At 65.8% G+C, this 22,382-nt stretch carries 17 protein-coding genes; 10 read left to right on the plus strand and 7 right to left on the minus strand.

The window, feature by feature from the left end:
- Positions 1–2: 2 nt before the first annotated feature.
- Complete coding sequence (locus tag Q9293_RS15965; RefSeq protein WP_306248236.1) at positions 3–2,120, minus strand: ATP-binding protein; 2,118 nt, start codon at positions 2,118–2,120, stop codon at positions 3–5.
- Positions 2,121–2,248: 128 nt separating this feature from the next.
- Here Q9293_RS15965 and Q9293_RS15970 point away from each other — a divergent pair, with 128 nt between their 5' ends.
- The 5 genes from Q9293_RS15970 to Q9293_RS15990 all read left to right on the plus strand — a co-directional run bounded on the left by Q9293_RS15970 (position 2,249) and on the right by Q9293_RS15990 (position 9,152).
- On the plus strand, positions 2,249–2,902 hold the full coding sequence (locus Q9293_RS15970) for a uracil-DNA glycosylase family protein (protein WP_306248238.1): 654 nt from the start codon (positions 2,249–2,251) through the stop codon (positions 2,900–2,902).
- A gap of 210 nt (positions 2,903–3,112) precedes the next feature.
- A complete protein-coding gene (locus Q9293_RS15975; protein ID WP_306248239.1) occupies positions 3,113–5,956 on the plus strand; it encodes a pitrilysin family protein in 2,844 nt (947 codons plus the stop codon).
- A 133-nt stretch (positions 5,957–6,089) separates the two neighbouring features.
- Entirely contained in the window at positions 6,090–8,066 is a 1,977-nt protein-coding gene (locus tag Q9293_RS15980) for an RluA family pseudouridine synthase (protein ID WP_306248241.1), read from the plus strand.
- 107 nt (positions 8,067–8,173) lie between these two features.
- Positions 8,174–8,626, plus strand: a complete 453-nt coding sequence (locus tag Q9293_RS15985; RefSeq protein ID WP_306248242.1) for a hypothetical protein — start codon at positions 8,174–8,176, stop codon at positions 8,624–8,626.
- Positions 8,627–8,669: 43 nt separating this feature from the next.
- Entirely contained in the window at positions 8,670–9,152 is a 483-nt protein-coding gene (locus tag Q9293_RS15990; protein WP_306248243.1) for a hypothetical protein, read from the plus strand.
- Here the strand turns inward: Q9293_RS15990 and Q9293_RS15995 are convergent.
- Positions 9,143–9,451 carry a 4a-hydroxytetrahydrobiopterin dehydratase gene (locus tag Q9293_RS15995; protein ID WP_306248245.1) on the minus strand — a complete coding sequence of 103 codons (309 nt, stop codon included), beginning with the start codon at positions 9,449–9,451 and terminating at the stop codon, positions 9,143–9,145. The two genes, Q9293_RS15990 and Q9293_RS15995, sit on opposite strands and share 10 nt — an antisense overlap.
- Before the next feature lie 46 nt (positions 9,452–9,497).
- On the opposite strand from Q9293_RS15995, the gene Q9293_RS16000 reads away from it, so the two are divergent.
- The gene (locus Q9293_RS16000; protein WP_306248246.1) at positions 9,498–10,256 is read left to right on the plus strand and encodes an SDR family NAD(P)-dependent oxidoreductase; all 759 of its coding nucleotides are present in this window, start codon (positions 9,498–9,500) and stop codon (positions 10,254–10,256) included.
- Between the two features lie 5 nt (positions 10,257–10,261).
- Here Q9293_RS16000 and Q9293_RS16005 read toward each other — a convergent pair whose 3' ends face one another.
- The 4 genes from Q9293_RS16005 to Q9293_RS16020 are packed head-to-tail and all read right to left on the minus strand — an operon-like array spanning position 10,262 to position 14,731.
- Entirely contained in the window at positions 10,262–11,458 is a 1,197-nt protein-coding gene (locus tag Q9293_RS16005; RefSeq protein ID WP_306248247.1) for a hybrid sensor histidine kinase/response regulator, read from the minus strand.
- The gene (locus tag Q9293_RS16010) at positions 11,455–11,832 is read right to left on the minus strand and encodes a response regulator (protein WP_306248249.1); all 378 of its coding nucleotides are present in this window, start codon (positions 11,830–11,832) and stop codon (positions 11,455–11,457) included. Before Q9293_RS16010 ends, Q9293_RS16005 begins: the two co-directional genes overlap by 4 nt.
- The gene (locus tag Q9293_RS16015) at positions 11,829–14,195 is read right to left on the minus strand and encodes a response regulator (protein WP_306248250.1); all 2,367 of its coding nucleotides are present in this window, start codon (positions 14,193–14,195) and stop codon (positions 11,829–11,831) included. The genes Q9293_RS16010 and Q9293_RS16015 overlap by 4 nt, the downstream gene beginning before the upstream one ends.
- On the minus strand, positions 14,192–14,731 hold the full coding sequence (locus Q9293_RS16020) for a YfiR family protein (RefSeq protein WP_306248252.1): 540 nt from the start codon (positions 14,729–14,731) through the stop codon (positions 14,192–14,194). Before Q9293_RS16020 ends, Q9293_RS16015 begins: the two co-directional genes overlap by 4 nt.
- A gap of 431 nt (positions 14,732–15,162) precedes the next feature.
- Between Q9293_RS16020 and Q9293_RS16025 the strand changes: the two genes are divergently transcribed.
- Positions 15,163–16,053 (plus strand): IS481 family transposase, encoded by an 891-nt coding sequence (locus Q9293_RS16025; protein WP_306248254.1) that lies wholly within the window; start codon positions 15,163–15,165, stop codon positions 16,051–16,053.
- On the opposite strand, the gene folD is transcribed toward Q9293_RS16025, so the two are convergent.
- Positions 16,050–16,964: a bifunctional methylenetetrahydrofolate dehydrogenase/methenyltetrahydrofolate cyclohydrolase FolD gene (folD, locus tag Q9293_RS16030; RefSeq protein WP_306248255.1), complete on the minus strand. Its 915-nt coding sequence runs from the start codon at positions 16,962–16,964 to the stop codon at positions 16,050–16,052. The two genes, Q9293_RS16025 and folD, sit on opposite strands and share 4 nt — an antisense overlap.
- 314 nt (positions 16,965–17,278) lie before the next feature.
- Between folD and rimP the strand changes: the two genes are divergently transcribed.
- The 3 genes from rimP to infB are packed head-to-tail and all read left to right on the plus strand — an operon-like array spanning position 17,279 to position 22,347.
- A complete protein-coding gene (gene rimP / locus Q9293_RS16035) occupies positions 17,279–17,848 on the plus strand; it encodes a ribosome maturation factor RimP (protein ID WP_306248257.1) in 570 nt (189 codons plus the stop codon).
- Position 17,849: 1 nt separating this feature from the next.
- Positions 17,850–19,178: a transcription termination factor NusA gene (gene nusA, locus Q9293_RS16040; RefSeq protein WP_306248258.1), complete on the plus strand. Its 1,329-nt coding sequence runs from the start codon at positions 17,850–17,852 to the stop codon at positions 19,176–19,178.
- Positions 19,179–19,236: 58 nt separating this feature from the next.
- Positions 19,237–22,347 carry a translation initiation factor IF-2 gene (gene infB, locus Q9293_RS16045; protein ID WP_306248259.1) on the plus strand — a complete coding sequence of 1,037 codons (3,111 nt, stop codon included), beginning with the start codon at positions 19,237–19,239 and terminating at the stop codon, positions 22,345–22,347.
- Positions 22,348–22,382 lie beyond the last annotated feature (35 nt).

Genomic DNA, 22,382 nt, shown 5'->3' on the forward strand with positions numbered 1-22,382 from the left:
ACCTACTTGGCGGGTTCCTCCGGGGGTTGCAGCCACTTGTTCAGGGTGGCCACCAGCGCATCGGGACGCAGGGGCTTCGTGAGGTAGTCGTCCATGCCGCACTCCAGGCACTGTTCCCGGTCGCCCACCATGGCGTGGGCGGTGAGCGCCACGATGGGTGTGCGTTGGCGCCCCACCTGGCGCTCACGGATGCGCCGCGTGGCCTCGTAGCCATCCATCTCCGGCATCTGGCAGTCCATGAGGATCAACCCATAGGAATGGGCCATGGCCGCGTTGAGCGCCTCCAGCCCGTTCGAGACGGCATCTACCTCGTAGCCGCATTTCTTGAGCACCGCCAGGGCCAGCCGCTGATTCACCGGGTTGTCCTCGGCCAGCAGCAGTCGGGGCGCACCCAACTCTGCCGCCACCGGGGCCAGCGGGGCACCTTCGGCGGCGCCTTTGCGGCGGGGAGCGCCGCTGAGCAGATCCAGCAACTGGCCACTGCGGACAGGCATGCCGATGAGCTCCTTGAAGCCCGCCTGACGCGCATCCTTCTGCTGGGACGCGGAATAGCGGCTGGTAAGGATGAGGCTGCGCACGGAGCGAGACAGTTTCGGATCTTCCCGAAGTCCCTGGAAGAAGGTTTTGCTGAGGCCGCCACCGCCCTGGCAACCCAGCACCCAGGCCTCGGGCAGGGACTGCAGCAGGTCGAGACTATCGGGTACCGGCGACAGGTGGTCGGCGCGAAGGCCCCAGGCCCCCAACTGCACGCGCAGGCTGCGGTACAGGGCCGGTGGCAGTCCCACCAGGAAGACGGGTGGCATGGTGGCGAGATCGGGCATACCATGGCCTGGCTTCTGACGGGCCACGCGCAGCGTGAAACGGAAGATGCTGCCCCGGCCCAACTGGCTTTCCGCTTCGATGGAACCGCCCATGAGTTCGCACAACCGCCTGCAAATGGCCAACCCCAGCCCGGTGCCGCCGAACTTGCGGGTGGTGGGAGTATCCTCCTGAGAGAAGGACTGGAACAGGCGCGGCAGGGCCTCCGGTTTCATGCCGGGGCCCGTGTCCTCGATCTCGAAGCGCAGCAGCACGTCCTCCTCGCCGTCTTGCGCGAGGCCCACCCGGACTTCCAGGAAGCCCTGGGAGGTGAACTTCAGGCCGTTGTCCACCAGGTTGCTGAGGATCTGGCGCAGGCGGACCGGATCGCCCTTCACCGCGCGCGGCACATTGGGTGCGATGTAGGACACCAGCTCCACGCCCTTGTTGAAGGCATTGGCTCCCAGAATGGACATCAGGTCATCGATCACTTCGAACAGGTCGAAGTCGATGCTTTCGATGCTGAGCTTGCCCGCTTCGATCTTGGAGAAATCCAGGATGTCGTTGAGCAGCGCCAGCAGGCTCTCCCCGCAGCTGCGGATGGTCTCCAGGTACTCGCGCTGCTGCTCCGCCAGCTGGGTGTCGCCCAGCAGTCCCGCCATGCCGATGATGCCATTCATGGGCGTGCGGATCTCGTGGCTCATGTTGGCGAGAAAATCCGATTTGAGGTTCGCCAGATCCACGGCCTTGTCCCGCGAAGCGGCAAGCTCTTCCGCCGCAGCCGCGAAGCGCTGCTCATCGAGCTTGCGAACGGTGATGTCGTGGAACATCCAGAGGTGGCCGAAGCCTTCACCCCCAAGACGGATGGGCACCAGTTCCAGAGACAGTGTGCGGCCATCCCGGAAGCGCAGGTCCGATAAGGTGAACACCGAATCTGTACGGGCGTCGGCATCCGCGACGGTCAGCAGTTGCATGGGATCCAACAGGCACTCGGCACACTGCGCCAGACACTCGATGGCATCCTGCTGCACCAGCGACCAGGATGTGTGTTCCAGCCCGAACATCTGGCAGAACGTCGTATTGGCCAGCGCCACCCGATGATCCGGGCTTTCCACGAGCACCGCCGCCTGCAGGTTTTCCATGAGGGCCACCAGCCGCGTGGTGGTGGCACTGAGTGCCTGGGCGCTCTGGGACTGCCCCGCGGCGGCCGATAACCCCGCCTCGATGTCCTCGAGGAAGGCCTCCCACGCGGGGCCCTCCGGCAGGATCAAACCTTGGGCCCGCATGCGCTCCAGGTGTTCCTTGACCAGCGGATTCTCCATCCGTTCGCTCCAGCCTTCCCTTTCGGCAGGGCCGCAGGAATCTTGCGTCTGGGCCAGGGCCAGCCCCAGGCATTGCCCCTGGGGCTGGCCCCACCACATGATGGAAACCCGACCGCAAGGAAGAACCCATGCCCCGCCCCATTTCACGTCCCCTGCCACAGGCGGAATCGCCCACCGGTTCTCGCATTCAGGGCCACGCTGTACCCGCCCTGTTCCCGGAAAAGGGGTCCGTCTCGGTCATGCTCTTCGGGGAGGCACCCGGTCCCCGAGGCGCCGACCAATCGGGCATTCCCTTCTGGGGCGATGGCGCGGGCATCACGGTGTATCGCGCCCTGGCCACCACCGGGCGGGCCGAGGTGCCAGAGGCTGCGTGGGAGGATTGGAATGGTGGAAGGTTCCGGACTCTGGGCCTGCGGCCCAAGCTGCACGGCACGGCCCTCAGCAATGCCTATCCCGCCTGCCCCACCAAGGATGGGGAGCATTTCCACGCCCCCTCCAACCGCGACCTGCTGGCCCCCGCCAACCTGGCCCGGCTGTCTGAAGAATTGGGCCGGGCCAGGGCAGACCGCAGCTTTCCGCTGCAAGTCATCGCCTTTGGCAAACGCGCCGAGTGGGTGCTGAGCCGTCTGCCCGAGGCCGCCTCCTTCGAGTTGCACGCCCTGCCCCACCCCAGCGCCCAGGGCCTGCTTCAGGGCGCACCCAATCGCGGCAAGGGCTTGAAGCTGGAGGATCTGAGAGAAGCCTGGCAGGCCCGGTTGGTGGCCCTTCTCAGCCTGCGCTGAAAGTGGACCACTGGAAATAATCAAAGAGTGGCCCTGTCCGGCGCCTGGGTTCATCACCAAGCTAAGGGGGATTTTCGGCGCACCTTCGGGGCTGTCGCGTCACGTTAAAGGTTGGGACAGCCCTTAACAATTCTTAACCCTGCGATCCCTTGCTTCTCTCGTAAGCTGAGGGCCACCCCCCAGAGGGATCTTTCACAGCTTGGAGGCACCATGCCCTTCTCCCGTCGATTCACGCTGCCCCTGTGCGGGGCCCTGGCCTTCGTGCTGGTGGCAGGAGATGCCCCCAAGCCTGCAGCACCGGCCGTGAAAGTCGCGGCCAAGGGCAAGGCCGCCAAGCCGGTGGCGCCCGCCATCCTGCCCGCACCCGTGAAGGGCCCCTCGGTGGAAGGCATCACCGAATACCGCCTGGCCAACGGCCTGCGTGTGCTCCTCTTCCCCGATCCCAGCAAGCCCACCATCACCACCAACATCACCTACCTCGTGGGCAGCCGCCACGAGAGCTACGGCGAAACGGGCATGGCCCACCTGCTGGAGCACCTGGTCTTCAAGCCCAGCAAGAACTTCAGCGGCAAGAATGGCCAGCTGAACATCGTGCAGGCCCTGAACAAGGTGGGCGCCCGCTTCAACGGCACCACCTCGCTGGACCGCACCAACTACTTCGTGACCTTCCCCGCCACGGACGAGAACCTGAAGCTCATCCTCGACATGGAAGCGGATCGCATGGTTAATGCCAACATCGACCAGAACGACCTGTGGAATCCCGCCGAGAAGAAGGGCGAGATGACCGTGGTGCGCAACGAAATGGAGGGGGGCGAAAACAACCCCCTCGAGATCACCATGGAGCGCACCGCCGCCTCTGCCTACGAGTGGCACAACTACGGCAAGTCCACCATCGGCGCCCGCACCGACGTGGAGCACGTGAACATCGACCACCTGCGGGCTTTCTACCGCAATTACTACCAGCCGGATAACGCGGTGTTCCTCGTGGCGGGCAAGTTCGACGAGGCCAGCACCCTGGCGTTGATCAACGAGCGCTTCGGCCGCATCCCCAAACCATCACGGGTCATCGAGCCCACCTACACACTGGATCCCACCCAGGACGGTGAACGCTCTGTCATGGTCCGCCGCGTGGGCGATGTGCAGATCCTCATGGCCGCCTACCACATCCCCGCGGGCACGGATGCGGCTTCTCCCGCCCTGGCCATTCTCGGCCAGATCTTGGCCGACACGCCGGCCGGCCGCCTGCACAAGGCCCTGGTGGACACCAAGCGTGCCGCCTTCGTGTTCGCCGACATCCAGGGCAACAAGGAGCCCGGTCTGGCCCTCTTTGCCACCCAGCTCCCGAAGGATTCCAACCTGGAGGAAGCCAAGGCCATCCTGCTCAAAACCATTGAGGAGGCCGCTGCCCAGCCCTTCACCCAGGAGGAGCTGGACCGCGCCAAGCAGCAGATCCTGAAGCAGGTGGACCTCAACCTGAACCAGAGTGACCGCCTGGGCGTGGCCCTGTCGGAGTACATCGCCCAGGGCGACTGGCGCCTCTTCTTCCTGCAGCGCGACCAGATCAAGCAGGTCACCCTCGACCAGGTGCGCGAGGCCGCCGCCAAGTATTTCAAGCGTGAGAACCGCACCCTCGGCCAGTTCATTCCCACGGAGAAGCCCGACCGCGCCGAGATCCCCGCCATCGCCGATGCCGAAGCCCTGGTGAAGAATTACAAGGGACAGGCCGCCGTGGCCAAGGGCGATGCCTTTGACGCCTCGCCCGCCCACATCGATGCCACCACCCAGCGCTTCGTCAGCGCCGCCGGGATGAAGGTGGCCCTGCTGCCCAAGAAGACCCGCGGGGAAAGCGTCAGCCTGCAGCTGAACCTCCACCTGGGCAGCGAAGCCAGCCTGAAGGGCAAGGACATCGCCGGTTCCCTGGCGGCGCAGATGCTCATGCGCGGCAGCGCCAAGCACAGCCGCCAGCAGATCCAAGACGAGCTGGACCACCTGAAGGCGGAGTTGTCCCTGGGTGGTGATGCGGAAACGGTGCGCGCCTCGCTGACCACGGTGCGGGCCCACCTGCCCGCCGTGCTCGACCTGCTTGCGGAACTCCTGAAACAGCCGGCCTACGATCAGGACGAGTTCGCCAAGCTGGTGAATGAATCGTCTGCCTCCATCGAAGCCAGCCGCAAGGAGCCCGGCATGGTGGCCCAGATGGCCCTGCGCACCCACCTGGATCCCTTCCCGCAGGGCCACGTGCGGCACGTCCTCAGCATCGACGAGAGCATCGCGGCCATCAAGGGCGCCAAGCTCGAAGAGGTCAAGGCCTTCCACCAGGCCTTCTACGGCGCCTCGGCCGCCGAGCTGTCCGTGGTCGGCGATTTCGATGCCGCCGCCATCCAGTCCCAGGTGCAGGCTCTGTTCGGCTCCTGGAAGGCGCCCGAAGCCTTCCAGCGCATCCCCGGAAAGTTGAAGACGGATGCGGCCCCCCTGAATGCCCGCCTCGAAACGCCTGAGAAGGCCCAGGCCTTCTTCCTGGCCACCCTGTCCCTCCCCGTGAAGGACAGCGATGCCGATTACCCCGCCCTGGTGCTGGGCAACCACCTTCTGGGCGGCGGCGCCATCAACAGCCGCATCGCCAACCGCCTGCGGCAGAAGGAGGGCCTCTCCTACGGTGCGGGCTCCCAGCTCATGGCCAGTGCGCAGGATCAGGTGGGCCAGTGGCTGGCCTATGCCATCTACGCGCCCGAAAACCTGGAGCGCCTGGAAGCCGCCTTCCGCGAAGAGCTGACCCTGGCTCTGGACAAGGGCTTCACGGCCGAAGAGATCGCCGCCGCCAAGACCAGCTGGCTGCAGGCCCAGGCCACCGGCCGGGCTCAGGATCGTCCCCTCGCTGGTCGGCTCAGCGCCGATCAGTTCAATGGCCGCACCCAGGCCTTCCAGGCCGATCTGGAATCCAAGGTGCAGGCCCTGGGCAATGACCAGATCCTGGCTGCGCTCCGCAAGTATTTCGCCGTGGACAAACTGAACATTGCCCGCGCGGGCGACTTCGCCAAGTCCGCCAAGAAGTAGCCAGAGCCCGGCAAAAAGGGAGCAGCCATTGGCTGCTCCCTTTTTTGGGTTAGGGAATACAAGCATTCCGTGTTCTGCTGGTTGTCCGCTTGGCGTTGCTCAGGGACGCACGGCGATGACGGAGGGCGTTGCCATGGCACGCATCGAACGGGAATGGCAGGCGGAACACGAGAGTGCCGCACTGGCTTCGGAACTGCATCGGGTGATGGTGATCAGCCATCGCCAGGCCAAGGGTTTCATCGATTGCAGCTGCGTCACGGTCAATGGTGAGATTGTGCAGAAGCACGGCCATCGGCTGAAGGCGGGCGATGCCATCAAGGTGGCCTTCGACCCCGAGCAGACCTATGAGGTGCTGCCCCCGGCCCGCAAGCTGCAGGCTGGTCCCTTTGAAACGCTCTGGGAAGACACCCACCTGCTCTTCGTCTTCAAGCCCGCAGGGCTGCTCACGGTGCCCACCGAACAGGCCGGGGAAGCCAGCCTGGCCGAGGCCATCACGGAATCCTACCGGCGGCGCGGCTTCAAGCGGTTCCAGCTCTACATCGTGCACCGCCTGGATCGCTTCACCAGCGGCGTCCTGGTCTTCGCCAAAACGCCCGAGGCCTTGCATGGCCTCAAAAAGCACTTCGAGCTGCACCGCCTCCAGCGTGTGTACTTCGCCGTGCTCGTGGGCGAACTGCCTGAGAACAGCGGCACCCTGGCGGGCCATCTCATCGAGCACGCCAAATCCCTGAAGATGTCCGTGGCCACGGCCCGCAAGGGTCCCGGCGGCGGCAAGCGCATGCCCGCGGGTGCCAAGGAGGCCGTGACCCACTACCGCGTGATCGAACGCCTGCCGGGCCACACCGTGGTGGAAGTCAAACTCGAAACGGGACGCCGCAACCAGATCCGCGTGCAATTCGCGGACCGCGGCTTTCCCCTGCTGGGCGATCAGGTCTACGGCGTGGAGAGCCCCCTGCTCGACCGCCAGGCCTTGCACGCGGAATTGCTGGGCTTCAAGCATCCCATCACCGATGAGCAGGTCACGGTGACGGCCCCCATGCCCGCGGACATGGAGGCGGCTCTCAAGGCCCTCCGCAACCAGGCCCGCATCCAGCGCGCCGCCACCGGCGTCAAGGGCGAGGAGGGCATCTTCCAGCCCACGGAAAGCCGCGACCACAAGCTCAAGCGCGTGGCCCGCGCCAAGCGCTATGAAGACCGGGACGAGGCCCCCGCCCGACCCACCGACCGTCCTGCGGGCCCGCGCCGAGGCGACAGCGACGAGCGGCCCCGACGCAGTTTCGGCAGCGCGGATCGCCCCGCCCGTCCCCGTTCCGAGGGCCCTGACGAGCGGCCCCGCCGCAGCTTCGGCGCTTCGGACCGTCCCGCTCGCCCCCGCCGCGAAGAGGGCGAAGCCCGGCCGCGCACGGCCCACAGCCGCGAGGATCGTCCCGCACGACCCCGTTCCGAGGGCCCTGACGAGCGGCCCCGCCGCAGCTTCGGCGCTTCGGACCGTCCCGCTCGCCCCCGCCGCGAAGAGGGCGAAGCCCGGCCGCGCACGGCCCACAGCCGCGAGGATCGTCCCGCACGACCCCGTTCCGAGGGCCCTGACGAGCGGCCCCGCCGCAGCTTCGGCGCTTCGGACCGTCCCGCTCGCCCCCGCCGCGAAGAGGGCGAAGCCCGGCCGCGCACAGCCCACAGCCGCGAGGATCGTCCCGCACGACCCCGTTCCGAGGGCCCTGACGAGCGGCCCCGCCGCAGCTTCGGCGCTTCGGACCGTCCCGCTCGCCCCCGCCGCGAAGAGGGCGAAGCCCGGCCGCGCACGGCCCGCAGCCGCGAGGATCGTCCTGCCCGACCCCGTTCTGAAGGTCACGACGAACGGCCCCGCCGCAGCTTCGGCGCTTCGGACCGTCCCGCTCGCCCCCGCCGCGAAGAGGGCGAAGCCCGGCCGCGCGCGGCCCACAGCCGCGAGGATCGCCCCGCCCGACCCCGTTCCGAGGGCCCTGACGAACGGCCCCGCCGCAGCTTCGGCGCTTCGGACCGTCCCGCAGGTCCCCGCAGGGAAGGCTCCAGTGGTCGGCCCGCGGGCAAGTTCGCGCCCCGTGCAGGCAAGCCGAAACCCCGGAAACCCTGAGGCACTGCCTCCTTCTGGCGCCAGGCCGACCTCGCAACGGTCTGCAAATCGAGATCCGCACCTCAACTCCAGGAATCTTTCCTAGGCACTTGGGGCATCCTGTTTCCATGGGTGTCTCACTCGGTTTTCTGCTCGCCTCGCTTCTCACCACACAGGTGGAGCCTGTCTTTCAGACCACCCTCGACCTGCGGACGGAACTCGGTTCGGATTCAGCCGCACGGATCCAGCTGGCCCCCCACGGCTGCTTTGAGGGCCTGATTCTGGGCGCAGTGTCGCGCACGGCGCCCACGGCAGCGCGCACAGGCCAGGCCACGGTGGAGGTATGGGATCTCCTGCCCCCCGCCTCGCCTCGCCGCGAAGCCTTCGCCCTCTACCTGGCCACGCTGCGCGAACGGTTATCCAGGGCCTGGCTGGCACCCCCGCCGAGCCATGGGTTCATCGAGTTGGGAGAGTTCATGCTCAGTGACCCCAGCTCACCGCAAACGCTGGATCTCACCAAGGTGAAATCCATGCAGGAGCGCTTCAACCAGCTGCCCCCCAACGGCTCACCGGTGCGGTGAGGGGCGCCGGAACCCCGCCTGCATCCGCGACATCCCTGATCTCATGCGCCCCCTTCCCTGGATCCTGGCCCCGGCCTTCCTGACTGCCCAAGCGCCCGGCGCCATGGAAGCGCCAACCCTGGATGTGCGTCCGCAGCTGGGTATCGACCCTGCCGCGCAAATCCAACTTGTGCCCGCCGGAAGCTGGGCAGGGCTGATGCTGAGCGTGACGACCCAGCCGATCCATCCGCCTGCTTCTCGTCGCCGGCGCGTGGCGGAAGCCACGGTGGAGGTCTGGGATGTGGCGTTCCGGGAAACCCCGCGTCAGGAGACCTTCCGGTTGTTCCGCGAAGCGCTGATCCAGAGCCTCCGGGGCATCTGGCGCTTGGCGCCGCCCTCCCATTCGCGAATCGATGCCAGCATCCGCGCTGGGAATGGCAGCGGGGCCGGTACGGATACCGCCATGGTCCAGTCGCTGCAACAGCGGTTCAATTCGCTGCCACCCAACGGGTCGCCGGTCGCGTCGGGCGGTGGCCGTTACAGGTGATCCACGTAGAGCCGGTCGAGCGCCTCGGCCAGGTCCAGGTCCCGTTGGGTGATGCCCAGGCTCACATGGGTCATGAGCACCGCCACCACCCAGCGGTAGCCCAGGGTGAGGTCGGGATGGTGATTCACCCGCTCGGCATGTTCGGCGGCGGCCACCACGAAACCGAGACCCCGCGGATAGGCGGAAAACACATAGCGCCGCCGCAGCGTCAAGCCATGAGAGTCACCCAGAGCGACCCATTCCGGATGTTTCTCCAGAAAAGCCTCCATGGCCTCAGGGCTGACCAGATCCTTGGACATGCTTTCCCCCCTGGTGCATCCTAGTCTGTTGTCTTCGAGTCGCGCCATGCCCTTCAACCAGCCCCCTTTGCTCGGCCGCATCGCCTTCGTCACCGGCTCCTCCCGTGGCATCGGGCGGGCCATTGCCGTCGAATTGGGCCGCTGGGGCGCCGATGTGGTGGTTCACGCCCAAAAGAACCTGGACTTGGCCGAATCCGTGGCTGAAGAAGTCCGCAGGCTGGGGCGCCGCTCTGTGGCCGTGCTCGCGGATGTGCGCGTGAAGGCCGAGCTGGAAGCCGCGGCAGACCGTGTGAAGGCAGAGCTGGGGCCGGTGGACATCCTGGTGAACAACGTGGGCACCCGGAAAGACGGCCCCTTCATTCTCATGGGTGACGAGAAGTGGGAGGAGGTCATGAACGTGAACCTCCGCGGCACGGTCTACGCCACCAAGGCCTTCGTGCGGGGCATGATGAACCGCAAATGGGGGCGCATCGTCAACATCGTGAGCCCCACCGGCATCATCGGCCAGGCGGGGCAGACCAACTACGGAGCCAGCAAGGGCGCCATCATCGCCCTCACCAAGAGCCTGGCCCGGGAAATGGCCCCCTTCGGCGTGCTGGTGAACGCGGTGAACCCTGGCCTCATCCACACGGAGCTCACCCAGGATGTTCCCGAAGAAAAGCGTCGGGAAATGCTGGCCCCCACCATTCTCAAGCGCGAGGGCGAGCCCGAGGAAGTGGCGGGCGTGGTGGCCTTCCTCTGCTCCGACTGGGCCAGCTACATGAGCGGCCAGATCATCAACGTGGATGGCGGGCTCTGCCCCTAGCAGGCTTACGGCTTTAACGGCATCTCGCTGATGAGGGGGATCTCCACCAGGAAGGTGGCGCCTTGGCCTTGCTGGCTTTCAATCCACACCCAGCCGCCATGGAGTTCCACCATCTGCTTGACGATGGAAAGGCCGAGGCCGGTGCTGTACTCGCCTCCGGTGGGCTGGGCGGAGAGACGCTGAAACGGGCCGAAGGCCCGGGCCATGTCCTCGGCAGAAAGGCCCGGGCCCTGGTCCTGCACTTCGATGTGCACCCGGTCCATGCCATCGACGATGCGAAGCCCCAATTCCACCCGCACCGTGCTTCCAAAAGGCGAGTACTTGACGGCGTTGTTCACCAGATTGTCCATCGCCTGGGAGATCCGCATCTGGTCGAGCATCCCCCAGCATTCGGCGGCGAAGCTTTCCACGTAGACCAGGCGGATGTTCTTGCTCTCGGCGTAGGCCTCGTTCTCGCGAACCACGCCATGAACCAGATCGCCCAGGTTGGTCATCTCCAGGGAGAGGCTCACTTCACCCAGTTCCTGAACCGCCGCGTCCAGCAGGCTGTTGATGATCTGGATCATCTTCTGGACCATGTCGTGGATGCGCGTCGCCTGGCCAAGCGTGGCCTCGCGGACATGGCCGATCTGGGCTTCTTCCCGGATGCGGTCCGCCATGAGCAGGATGCCGCCCAGGGGGTTTTTCAGATCATGGGCGGCCGTGGCCAGGAAACGCGTTTTCATACGGTTGGCCTGGCGAAGCTGCTCATTCATGGCCTGCAGCTGGGCCCCCATGGATTCCACACGCAAGGTGTATTCCCGCTCCAGATCGTGGATCCGCTTCCGCTCCAGGCAGGCTGAGATGCGGGCCTTCAGCAGCTGCTGGTTGATGGGTTTGGGCAGATAGTCCTGGGCCCCGAGCTGGATGCACTTGAGCACCGTATCCTGCTCATTGAGGGCCGAAAGCATGATGACTGGCAGGCGCTTGAGGGCGGGATCAGCGTGCATGGCCTCGATCACCTGGACCCCATCCACGCCGGGCATCATCACATCCAGCAGCACCGTATCGTACGCCGTCTGGTGGATCTTCTCGAGGGCTTCCGCCCCGTCCATGGCGGAATCCACCTGGTAACCCTCGCGTTCGAGGATGCGCGTCAACACTTCCCGGTTGAACTCGGCATCATCCACCACGAGGATGCGGGCGGGCCCAGCCTGGTTCATCGGCCTTCCTCCGGCCCCAGCAGGGCGCGGATCTTGCCGACCAGCCGGGCCAGATCCGCGGGTTTGGTGTCGTAATCGTCGCACCCCGCAGCGAAGGCCGCTTCCTGATCGGAGGTGAGCACACGGGCGGTGAGGGCCACCACGGGAATGCGCGCCGTGGCGGGGTCGGCCTTGATCTGCCGCGTGGCCTCGAAGCCGTCCATGCCCGGAAGGCCGAGATCCATCAGCACCAGATCCGGCAGCTGTTCCCGGCAGATCCGCACGCCCTCTTCGCCATCCACCGCGATGATCACCGTGAAGCCGCGCCGCTCCAGCAGGCGGGAGATCGCATCGCGGTTCATCTCATTGTCTTCCACCAGCAGAAGTGTCGTCATGGGTGGACTCCCTTTCGGTTTCCGGCCAATCCACGCTGAACGGCGCGCCGCACTTCATCGACCAGCTCAACCTTGGTGTACAGGCCTTTTTGGAGCACTGCGGCGACCTGGGCCTGGCGGAGCTGCTCCCGCTCCTTGGCTGTCAGATCACGGGCCGTCACCACGATGACGGGAATCGCGCCCCAGGCCGGATGCTGCTGTTTTTCTGCCAGGAAACTGAAGCCATCCATGCCAGGCATCAACAGGTCCAACAGGATCAGGCTGGGCCTTTCCAGGCGCAGCTGGTCCAGGGCGGCGCGGCCATCCAGGGCCGGCCAGGAATCCCACCCTTCGGCCAGCAGGCTGCGCTGCAGGAGCTGCTGGCTCTCCACATCGTCATCCACCACCAGCACCCGGCCCGGTGCATGCTCCAGCCGGAACCGCTTCAGCGCACCGGACAGGTGGGCATGATCGATGGGCTTGAAGAGGTAGTCCGAGGCACCAAGGGCCAGTCCCTTTTCCACTTCTTCCAGGATGGTCAGCATGACGACGGGGATCTCCGCCAGGGCAGGATCGGCCTTGAGGGCCTTCAGCACCGTCCAGCCATCCACCTGGGGCATCGTGACATCGAGCAGGATCAGGCCAGGGTGAATCTCTGCAGCCAACCGCAGGCCTTCGATCCCGTCATGGGCCGCCACCACCTGGTGGCCATCCAGCATCAGCAGGCGCGTCAAGGCGTTGAGCAGGAAGGGATCGTCATCGATGAGAAGGATGGGCCCCTGATTCGGCAATGGTGCAGCTTTCTCCACCACCGGGGCCGGGGCTTCAGGCGCCGGTTCCTGAAAGGTCAGAGGGAGCACGATGGTAAAAATGGAACCCTGGCCGAGCACGCTGTGGAGACGGATATCGCCACCCAGCAGTTGGCAGAACCGGCGGCTTAGGGCCAGCCCCAGCCCCGTGCCGCCATATTGGCGCGTGGTGTTCTCCTGAGCCTGGATGAACTCATGGAAGATGCGGGTCTGCTGTTCCGGACTGATACCGATGCCGGTGTCCTCCACCGCGATGTGGAGCCATTCATCCTCGTAACCTTCGGCCTTGGCCAGGTAGGCGCGGACCGTGATGCGCCCTTGCTGGGTGAATTTGCAGGCATTGCTCAGCAGGTTGAACAAGGACTGCCGCATCTTGGTGGCATCAGACACCATCGTGCCCAGAGCCGGAGCCGCCTCCAGTTCCAGAGTGTTTCCATTTTGCGCCGCCAGGGGCCCGACCGTACCAAGCACATCCTTGATCAAGGGAAGGATCTCGATGGAATCCCGGTTGAGGGTCATCTTCCCCGCTTCGATCTTGGAGAGGTCCAACACATCATTGATGAGGCTCAGCAGATGGCGGCCCGAGGTTTCGATGCGCTGGGCATCTGCCAAGATGCCTTCGTGGCCCGCCTCTTCAGATTCCTCCCGGATGAGTTCGCTGTACAGCAGGATCGCGTTGAGGGGCGTCCGCAGCTCATGGCTCATGTTGGCCAGGAAGGCGCTCTTGGCCTTGTTCGAGACGTCGGCCCGCTCCTTCGCCACCAGCAGCTCGTTGTTGGCGCTCACCAGTTCCGCGGTGCGGGCTGCCACCTGGCGCTCCAGTTGCCAACGGTGGTCCTCCAGCCGCTCGTCCTGCTCCTGGATGCGCTCCAGCATGCCGTTGAACGCATGCACCAGCACCGCCATCTCATCATTGGACGGGACCGCCCGCGCCCGCAAACTGAAATCCGCGGTTTGGGATACCTCGAAGGCCACGTCGGCCAAATCCCGCACAGGGGCTGTAATGACATGGGCCCAGCGCCGTCCCAGAAACCACACCGGCAGACCCACCAGGGTTAGCACCCCCAGCAGGAACAGGGTCGTGAAAGCCATCTTCTTGCCGCGATCAGCCTGGTCCATCTCCAGAAAAAGGCTGCCGACGATGCGCCCCTCGGGTGTGTAGATGCGCTTGCTGGCACAGATGCGTCCAGCTTCGAACCAGACCCGGTCCTCCTGCCCCACCCGGATCCGGGATGCGGGCGTCGCCAGCGCCGGGTAACTCGTCAGCATGGCGCCCGAGGCGCTGTACACACGCGCCTCGGTGATGTGACCGTGGGCCTTCAGCCCCTTGAGAACCTCCACCGAGGCTCCAGCGTCATCGAATGTGACCGGCAGCGCCAGGTTGACCGAGATGATTTCCGCGAGCGAACTCAGTGCCCGGGCATCGGACTTCCGCGAAGCGAAATCCTCGAAGGTGAGGAAGGCCGTGGCGCCAACCATGAGCGCCATGGCCGTGAGGCCCATCACCAGGAACATCACCTTTTGCCGGAGGGAGGTCTTCGGAGGTACCAGGAGCTTTCGGAACGTGGACCTCATGAGCTCGCCCCAGAAGCGCGGATGGGGCGCGCGAGGGCCATGAGCCGGGAGCCCAGGGTCAAGCCAGATCCCTGGACGGCCTCGGGGTTCGCGGCCAGCCTCACAAAGCCTTCCTCCAGGAGGAGGTTGAGCATGATGCCCCGCTTGGCGAGAGCGGGATCGTCAGACAGGGTCAGCACCTCCCGGCCGCGGGTCCAGGCGAAGATGCCATCCAGGCGCCGCGCCTCGGAGGAACAGACGAAGAGGGCATGACAACCCTCCGCCTCCCGCACCCGGGTGATGTACCGGATCTTGATGGGCCGATGGTGAATGGTGAGGCTGCGGGCGCCTTCATCCAGGTGGTAGCCGAAGGGGGAATCCCCCAGCACCGCGATGACGAAGGGGCCATCCTTCCAGCTGCTCTCGCTGGACCACTGGATGTAGGGAAGCACCATCAGCAAGATCCGGGCCTTGGTCTCGTACTCGGTCGGTGGGGTCGTCACCGGATCGGAAGCCAGGAAGGCCATGAGGCAGAACGTCGGAAAGAATCCGCTCATCGCACCACCCATGCCGACTCACCCCTCTGCTGTAGGGGTGGACCTAAGGGGATGGGCGAGGGCAGGGATCGCATGGGCGCTGGAGGAATCCTTCAGCTCAGGGAATGGAACGGGCCATCAAAGGTTTGCCATAAGGGTCACATGAACTGACGTTTCGGATGGGATGACTTGGCCCATAAGAACTTGCCGAGTCATTCCTGCGCTGCCGGGAAGATTTTGACGCATTCTTCTCCCTGGGCGCGTGACCAGACGCACCCTTTGCCGCCGTTCTCCAAACCCTGACTGGAAACCCAGAGGAGTCCTAGGTGTAAGTGCCAATCAGGTTGTTCACCCGAGATCTGGGAAGCTGAAAGCGCCAACAAACAGCTTTCTCGGAGCCTCGGGTGAACCTCCACAGTTCAGCAAAGTCTTGCCCCGCCAGTCGAGCATTAATGGTGAAGCGCGTTCTGGAGGAGGACTGGACGGTCCGGGATGCGGCTGAATCCATAGGAATCAGCACGCGCAGGGCCTACCGATGGCTCGCTCGGTTCAAAACAGAGGGTCCGGCCGGACTCCTGGATCGCTCCAGCCAGCCGCATCGCCTGGCGCGAAGCCACGAGCTTGGCCTCGTCGTCGAGGCCGTAGGTCGAAGGCGGCGGGGCCAGGCGGCGATCCGGATTGCCTCGGAACTGGGCGTGCCCCGTTCCACCGTGGGCTTCTGGCTCCGCAAGGCGCGCATCTCCAAGGCTTCGGACCTCCAGCCCAAGGAACCCGACAACCGCTACGAACACGCGGCCCCCGGCGACCTCCTCCACCTGGACACCAAGAAGCTCGCCAACTTCCACGAAGTGGGCCACCGCGCCACAGGCATCCGCCACCACAAGAACCGCGATGCGGGCTACCAGGTGCTCCATGTCTGCTCGGACGACCACTCGCGGGCCTGCTACATGGAAGTGCTCCCGGACGAGAAGAAGGAGACCACTGCCTCATTCCTCCAGAGGGCGCTGTTGCACTTCCAGGCCCGGGGCGTCACCGCCCGCAAGCTGCTGACCGACAACGGCTCGCCCTACCGGTCCAAGGCGTTCAAGGCCATGCGCGAAGCCTTCGGCCTCACGCACAGCCGCACCCGCCCCTACCGCCCACGGACCAACGGCAAGGCCGAGCGCCTCATCCAGACGGCCCTGCGAGAGTGGGCCTACGGTCCCACCTGGCAGAGCTCAGACGAAAGAAACCAGGCGCTCGGCGCCTGGCTCCACTTCTACAATCACCACAGGCCCCACAAGGCCTTAGGTGGTCAGCCCCCGGTTACCCGGCTGGTCAACCTCGTTGGCACCGACACCTAGGCCACCCCGTTCGCCGCCGTAAGGGTATTGGTCAGCAGCCCGGCAATGGTCAAAGGCCCCACACCTCCCGGCACGGGGGTGACAGCCGAAGCCACGGCCATCGCCTCGCCGTAGCGTACATCGCCGCACAGCACGCCGCCCTTCGCCCGGAGGGCCTCCAGCTTCTTGGGTTCCTGGGCGAAAATTCGCTCGCCGAGGATCTCATCCTCCACCCGGTTGATCCCCACATCCACCACCACCGCACCGGGCTTGATCCAGGAGCCTTCCACCAGGCCCGGCCTCCCCACGGCCGCCACCAGCAGATCCGCCTCGCGGCAGACCCCCGGCAGGTCCTTGGTCCGGCTGTGGGCGATCGTCACGGTGGCGTGCTGTTCCAGAAGCATCAGGGCCATGGGCTTGCCCACGATCTCGCTGCGCCCCAGGACCACAGCCCGCAGGCCCTTGAGCGCCAGGCCGTGATGGGCCAGCAGGGACATGCAGGCACTGGGGGTGCAGGGCCGCAGGCCCGGCAGGCCCTCCAGCAGCAGGCCCTGATTCACAGGATGAAAGCCGTCCACATCCTTGGCCGGGCTGATGCGGTGCAGGGCCCGCTTGGAATCCAGGCCCTGGGGCAAGGGCAGCTGCACCAGGATGCCATCCACACCGGGATCGGCGTTCAGACGGTCGATGAGGGCATCCAGATCCGCCTGGGCTGTCGCGGCTGGAAGCCGGTGCTCGATGGAGGTGATGCCTACCTTGGCGCAGGCCGCCGATTTGTTGCGCACATAGACCTGGCTGGCCGGATCTTCGCCCACCAGCACCACCGCCAGCCCCGGGGCCCGCAGCCCCTTGGCCAGCCGGGCCTCTACGCCCAGCCGAACCGTCTCCAGCATGCGGTCCGCGTGCGCCTTGCCGTCCAGGATCGTGGCCATGGTTCCCCCTGACTTCCATTGAAGCCCACGGGACCTGTGGATCTCATCAAGAATTAAGGCGAGGTAAGGTTGACCCGCAACGGGCAACCGCGCCCCACATTGGGCAAAGCCTTGGCCCGGCTCCGCCGAGCCAAGGCGTGGGGGCCCGGGGGTGTCCGCGCAGCGGAGGCCCCCCGGACAGCATTAACCTGCCTTGAGATTCCTGGGAAAAGGCGCTAGACTCCAAGCTCAATTCGGCCATGGCTTCCCGTTTCGGGCGCCAAGACTGGGTGGGTTCGACCCACCTTTTTTGTTGTTCTGTCGTCGGAGTGTCAGTGGATTTGAAGAAAGTGCAGGCTCCCCTTGAACGCCAGCTGGCCCTGCTGGGCTACGAGCTGGTGCATCTGGAGACCGTCCGCGAAGGCAAGGACGAGATGCTGCGCCTCTACATCGACCACCTTGATGCCGAAACCAGCCACCGCAAGGTCACGCTGGACGACTGCACCACCGCCCACGAGGGCTTGCTGCTCTGGATGGACGTGGAATTCCCTGACCTGCGGGAACACCTCGGCGTGGAAGTGAGCAGCCCCGGCATGGAACGCCCCTTGGTGAAGGCCGACCACTTCCGCCGGTTCGCAGGACGGCTCTGCCGCGTCCAGACCGCAGCACCCATCAATGGTCAGAAACGCTTCAAAGGCTGGATCGGCCCTGTGGCTGATGGCAGCGTCACCCTTGAAGAAGATGGCGTGCTCAAGACCGTGCCCATCGAGGCCATGCAGAAGGCTCGTTTGGCCCCGTTTGATGAAGACAAGACCCCCCGGCCCAAGCACTTGACGGGCCGGTTCACTGAACTGCCTGATGCCGATGGCGTAGAGACAAGCGCCATCGAGGAAGAGGAGGCCTGAGATGGCAAACGTCGCAACGACCTTTTTCGACAGCGTGAAGATGATCGCCGCTGAAAAGGGCATCCCTGAAGAAGATGTGTTCGCCGCCGTCGAGGAAGCCCTCGCCAAGGCCGCTGACAAATACTTCAATGCCCAGGATTTCTACGGCAACTTCCAGGCCCAGATGGACCGGGAGACCGGCGAGTTCCATGTCTACGCCCTGAAGCAGGTGGTGGCCGAAGTGGAGGAAGAGGACCTGGAGATCAGCCTGGCTGAAGCTCAGGTGCTGAATCCGGATGCTGCCGAGGGCGACACCCTGTGGCTGCCCCAGGACACCAGCCAGCTGGGCCGCATCGCCGCCCAGGCTGCCAAGCAGGTGCTGGTGCAGAAGGTCCGCGAGGCCGAGCGCGAGCGCATCTTCACCGAGTTCGCCGACCGCATCGGTGAGGTGGTGGTGGCCGAGGTCAAGCGCTTCGAGAAGAGCGCCATCATTCTTGAAATCGACCGGGTGGAAGCCATGCTGCGCCGCAGTGAGGCGCTCCGCGGCGACCGCTTCGACAAGGGCCAGCGCATCAAGGTGGTCATCGTCAGCGTCGACCGCAGCGCCAAGGATCCCCAGGTGCAGGTCAGCCGGACCGATCCGCGGCTGCTCATCAAGCTCTTTGAGAACGAAGTGCCTGAAATCCATGACGGCACCGTGGTCATCCGCAACTGCGTGCGCGAAGCGGGCGACCGCGCCAAGGTGGCCGTCCACAGCCTCGATCCGGATGTGGATCCCGTGGGCGCCTGCGTGGGCCTCAAGGGCAGCCGTGTGCAGGCCATCATCCGCGAGCTGAAGAACGAGAAAATCGACATCGTCCGCTACTCCGACGATCCGGCCCAGTTCATCGCCAACGCCCTGAACCCTGCCAAGGCCATCCGCGTGAACCTCGGCGACCCCGAGGGCCGCCGGGTGGAAGTGGTGGTGGATGACGAGCAGCTCAGTGTCGCCATCGGCAAGCGCGGCCAAAACGTGCGCCTCGCCGCCAAGCTCACGGGCTGGAACATCGACGTCCGCAGCGAAGCTGACAAGCGCCGCGAAGCCGAAGTCGCCATGGGCCTGGCCCTCCCCGAGGTCCACGCCGACACTGACGAGGCGGAAGAAGCCGCTTCCCCCGCCTCCAGCCTCCTCGACACGCTCCAGGTCGAGGGTCTGGACGCCGCCCTGGCGGAGCGTCTCGCCAATGCGGGCTATCCTGACGCCAAATCCCTTTACACTGTCACTGCCGAGCAGCTCATGCAGGTTGAGGGCATGGATCAGGATCTGGCCTTCCGTCTCATCGATGCCGTGCAGGCTCACTTCGGGGAGTAGGCTGTAGTCCTGCAGCCCTTCCCGTTCCCCACCCCCCAGGCCGAGGTAGTCCGCTTACATGCTGCGTATCAACCAACTCGCCAAAGAGCTCGGAGTCGCCAATCAGGAGGTCATCGAGGCCTGTGAGAAGCGTCTGGGCCTCCAAGGGAAGAGCCACAGCTCCAACCTTACCGATGACCAGGCGGATCAGCTCCGCCGCGGCTTCCAGGGCAAGGGCAAAGGTGAGGACGAAGCCTCGCCCCTCGCCCTGCACAAGCCTTCCGCCGCCGTGAAGGTGGTCAAGGGCCCCGCCCCTTCCCACCAGCCGGAAGCCAAGCCCGAGCCCAAGCATGAGCCTCAGGTCGAGGCGCCCCGCCCCGCCCCGGCCGTGCTGGTGAAGAAGGCCGAGCCGAAGCCGGAGGCCCGGCCTGAGACCCGGCCCGAGCCCGAGGCACCCAAAGCCGAGGCCCCGGCCCCTTCCGTGACGGCCGTGGCTCCCGCCGCCCCGGTGCCCCAGGCAACCACCCCCGTGCCGGAAAGCCCTGCAGCCGCCCCGGTCCGCCCCGCGGCCCCAGAGGCACCCGTGGAGACCTTCTCCCGGCTGAAGATCTCCACCGCGGCACCCGCCCCGCCCCCGCGCGAGGACAAGCCTGCGCGATACATCCAATTGCCCCCGGCCCGGCCCACGGGCCCCGGTGCCCAGCGTCCCGCCCAGCCCTCGGCCCAGAACCCGGCCTCTGGCAGCGGCCCCCGTCCTGAGGCGGGCGCCCGTCCCATCGTCCAGCGCCCAGGCCAGTCGCCCAGCAATGTCCAGCGTTCGGGCATGCCGCAGAAGGAAAAGGCCGTCCTCCAGATGGCCACCAACACTGGCCGCGGTGAAGTTCGCCATGAGCCCCCCGCCCCGGTGCAGCCTTCGCGACGCCCCTACATTCCGCCCGCCATCACCGAGATGCGCCCGGATCAGGGCTTCAGCCGCATCAAGACTTCAGACACGCCGGCGCCGCCGCCCCGCTCCACGGAGCCCGCCCGTTACATCCAACTGCCCCAGGCACGGCCTGCGCCCGGCAGCCGCCCCAGCGGCCCTGGTGGTCGCCCCGGTGGTCCTGGTGGTCCCGGCAGCCGCGGTCCCGGTGGCCCCGGCGGTCGTCCCGGTGGTCCCGGTGCCCGTCCCGGTGGCCCTGGTGGTCGTCCTGGTGGCCCTGGTGGCCGCCCCGGCGGTCCCGGCCGCGGTCCCTCCATTCCCGCCTCCGGCCCCATCGATCCCAACAGCCAGAAGGGCCCCGGTCGCGGCGCCCATGTGGGCGGCAAGAAGAAGAAGGGCGGCTACGTCCGGAGCAAGGAAGAAGAGCTCGACCTCAAGCTCCGCCAGCCCCGTTCCCGCGCCCAGCAGGTGGCCAGCGAGTACATCGAAGAGGAAATCGGCATCGTCATGCTGTCTGAAGGCGTGACGGTGAAGGAACTGGCGGAGAAGTGCAACCGCCCTGCCAAGGATGTGGTGGCCAAGCTGCTCCACCGCGGCATCTTCGCCACCATCAACCAGCCCCTCGACACCGAGATGGCCAAGGACATCGCCCGCGAATTCGGCTACCTGGCCGACATCGTCTCCTTCGAGGAGGATGTCCAGATCATGGCCGACGAGTCCGCCGAGGTGCAGGGCGAGAAGCGCCCCCGTCCTCCGGTCGTCACCATCATGGGCCACGTCGACCACGGCAAGACCTCGCTGCTGGACGCCATCCGCAAGACCAAGGTGGCCGCGGGCGAAGCCGGTGGCATCACCCAGCACGTGGGTGCCTACCATGTGGATGTGAAGGATCCGAACACTGGCGAACTGCGCCAGGTGGTCTTCCTCGACACCCCGGGTCACGAGGCCTTCACCAAGATGCGCGCCCGCGGCGCCAAGGTCACGGACATCGCCATCCTGGTGGTGGCCGCGGACGACGGCGTCATGCCGCAGACCGTGGAATCCATCAACCACGCCAAGGCTGCGGATGTGCCGCTGGTGGTCGCCGTCAACAAGATCGACAAGCCCGGCGCCAACCCGGACAAGGTCCAGCAGGGCCTGCTCCAGCACAGCGTCCAGACTGAAGCCTACGGCGGCGATGTGCCCGCTGTGCTCGTCAGCGCCAAGACCAAGCAGGGCCTCGACGAACTGCTCGAGACGCTGCTCCTGGTGGCCGATCTCAAGGAACTCAAGGCCGTCTATGACTGCCCTGCCGCCGGTTCCATTATTGAAGGCCGCCTCGACCGGGGCCGCGGCCCCGTGGCCACGGTGCTGGTACAGAACGGCACCCTGAAGGCCGGCGACATCTTCGTGGCCGGTGCCACCATGGGCCGCGTCCGCGCCATGTTCGACGATCTGGGCCGCAAGGTCACGGAAGCTGGTCCTTCAAGCGCCGTGCAGATCCTCGGCTTCGAGGAAGTGCCCAGCGCCGGCGACAACTTCCAGGTGGTGGAAGACGAGGCCAAGGCCCGCACCATCGCCACCTTCCGCCAGGAGAAGGCCAAGCAGGCCGCCCAGCAGAAGCAGCGCGCCACGCTCGAGACCCTCTTCAGTACCATCAAGGACGGTCAGGTCAAAGAGCTGCCTCTCATCATCAAGGCCGACACCCAGGGTTCCGTGGAGTCCCTCGTGGGACAGCTGGAGCGCCTCAGCACCGAAAAGGTCCGCGTGCGCATCATCCACAGCGCCGCTGGCACCGTCACCGAGAACGACGTGCTCCTGGCCGAGGCCTCCAAGGCCACCATCATCGGCTTCCACACCAAGGCCGAGAAGAAGACCGAGGAACTGGCCCGGGAAGAGGGCGTGGATCTGCGTTTCCACGACATCATCTACAAGGTCACCGAGGAGATCGAGCAGGCCATGGTCGGCATGCTGGATGCGACCGAGAAGGAAACCATCCACGGCCAGGCCGAGGTTCGCCAGCTCTTCAAGATCGGCCGCACCGTCATCGCCGGCTCCTTCGTCACCGAAGGCAAGGTGCAGAAGACCTTCAAGGTGCGCGTCAAGCGGGGCGAAGACGTCCTGTTCGAGGGTGGCCTGAAGAACCTGAAGCGTTTCAAGGAAGACGTGACCGAGGTGAAGAACGGCCTCGACTGCGGCATCTCCCTCGACGGCTTCGACGAGCTGAAGGAAGGCGATGTGCTCGAGTTCTACAGCAAGGAAAAGGTCATCGCCACTTCACTAAGTTAAGCTTGATCCGCGCTTCGCGCAGATCGCTAACGGGC

Origin of the sequence: Geothrix sp. PMB-07 (genome assembly GCF_030758935.1) — a bacterium.
Classification (GTDB): domain Bacteria; phylum Acidobacteriota; class Holophagae; order Holophagales; family Holophagaceae; genus Geothrix.

Excerpts from the sequence above, each read along its gene's own strand:
- Q9293_RS15965 (WP_306248236.1), bottom strand. The coding sequence starts at position 2,120 with ATGGAGAATCCGCTGGTCAAGGAACACCTGGAGCGCATGCGGGCCCAA.
- Q9293_RS15970 (WP_306248238.1), top strand. The coding sequence starts at position 2,249 with ATGCCCCGCCCCATTTCACGTCCCCTGCCACAGGCGGAATCGCCCACC.
- Q9293_RS15975 (WP_306248239.1), top strand. The coding sequence starts at position 3,113 with ATGCCCTTCTCCCGTCGATTCACGCTGCCCCTGTGCGGGGCCCTGGCC.
- Q9293_RS15980 (WP_306248241.1), top strand. The coding sequence starts at position 6,090 with ATGGCACGCATCGAACGGGAATGGCAGGCGGAACACGAGAGTGCCGCA.
- Q9293_RS15985 (WP_306248242.1), top strand. The coding sequence starts at position 8,174 with ATGGGTGTCTCACTCGGTTTTCTGCTCGCCTCGCTTCTCACCACACAG.
- Q9293_RS15990 (WP_306248243.1), top strand. The coding sequence starts at position 8,670 with ATGCGCCCCCTTCCCTGGATCCTGGCCCCGGCCTTCCTGACTGCCCAA.
- Q9293_RS15995 (WP_306248245.1), bottom strand. The coding sequence starts at position 9,451 with ATGTCCAAGGATCTGGTCAGCCCTGAGGCCATGGAGGCTTTTCTGGAG.
- Q9293_RS16000 (WP_306248246.1), top strand. The coding sequence starts at position 9,498 with ATGCCCTTCAACCAGCCCCCTTTGCTCGGCCGCATCGCCTTCGTCACC.
- Q9293_RS16005 (WP_306248247.1), bottom strand. The coding sequence starts at position 11,458 with ATGAACCAGGCTGGGCCCGCCCGCATCCTCGTGGTGGATGATGCCGAG.
- Q9293_RS16010 (WP_306248249.1), bottom strand. The coding sequence starts at position 11,832 with ATGACGACACTTCTGCTGGTGGAAGACAATGAGATGAACCGCGATGCG.
- Q9293_RS16015 (WP_306248250.1), bottom strand. The coding sequence starts at position 14,195 with ATGAGGTCCACGTTCCGAAAGCTCCTGGTACCTCCGAAGACCTCCCTC.
- Q9293_RS16020 (WP_306248252.1), bottom strand. The coding sequence starts at position 14,731 with ATGAGCGGATTCTTTCCGACGTTCTGCCTCATGGCCTTCCTGGCTTCC.
- Q9293_RS16025 (WP_306248254.1), top strand. The coding sequence starts at position 15,163 with ATGGTGAAGCGCGTTCTGGAGGAGGACTGGACGGTCCGGGATGCGGCT.
- folD (WP_306248255.1), bottom strand. The coding sequence starts at position 16,964 with ATGGCCACGATCCTGGACGGCAAGGCGCACGCGGACCGCATGCTGGAG.
- nusA (WP_306248258.1), top strand. The coding sequence starts at position 17,850 with ATGGCAAACGTCGCAACGACCTTTTTCGACAGCGTGAAGATGATCGCC.
- infB (WP_306248259.1), top strand. The coding sequence starts at position 19,237 with ATGCTGCGTATCAACCAACTCGCCAAAGAGCTCGGAGTCGCCAATCAG.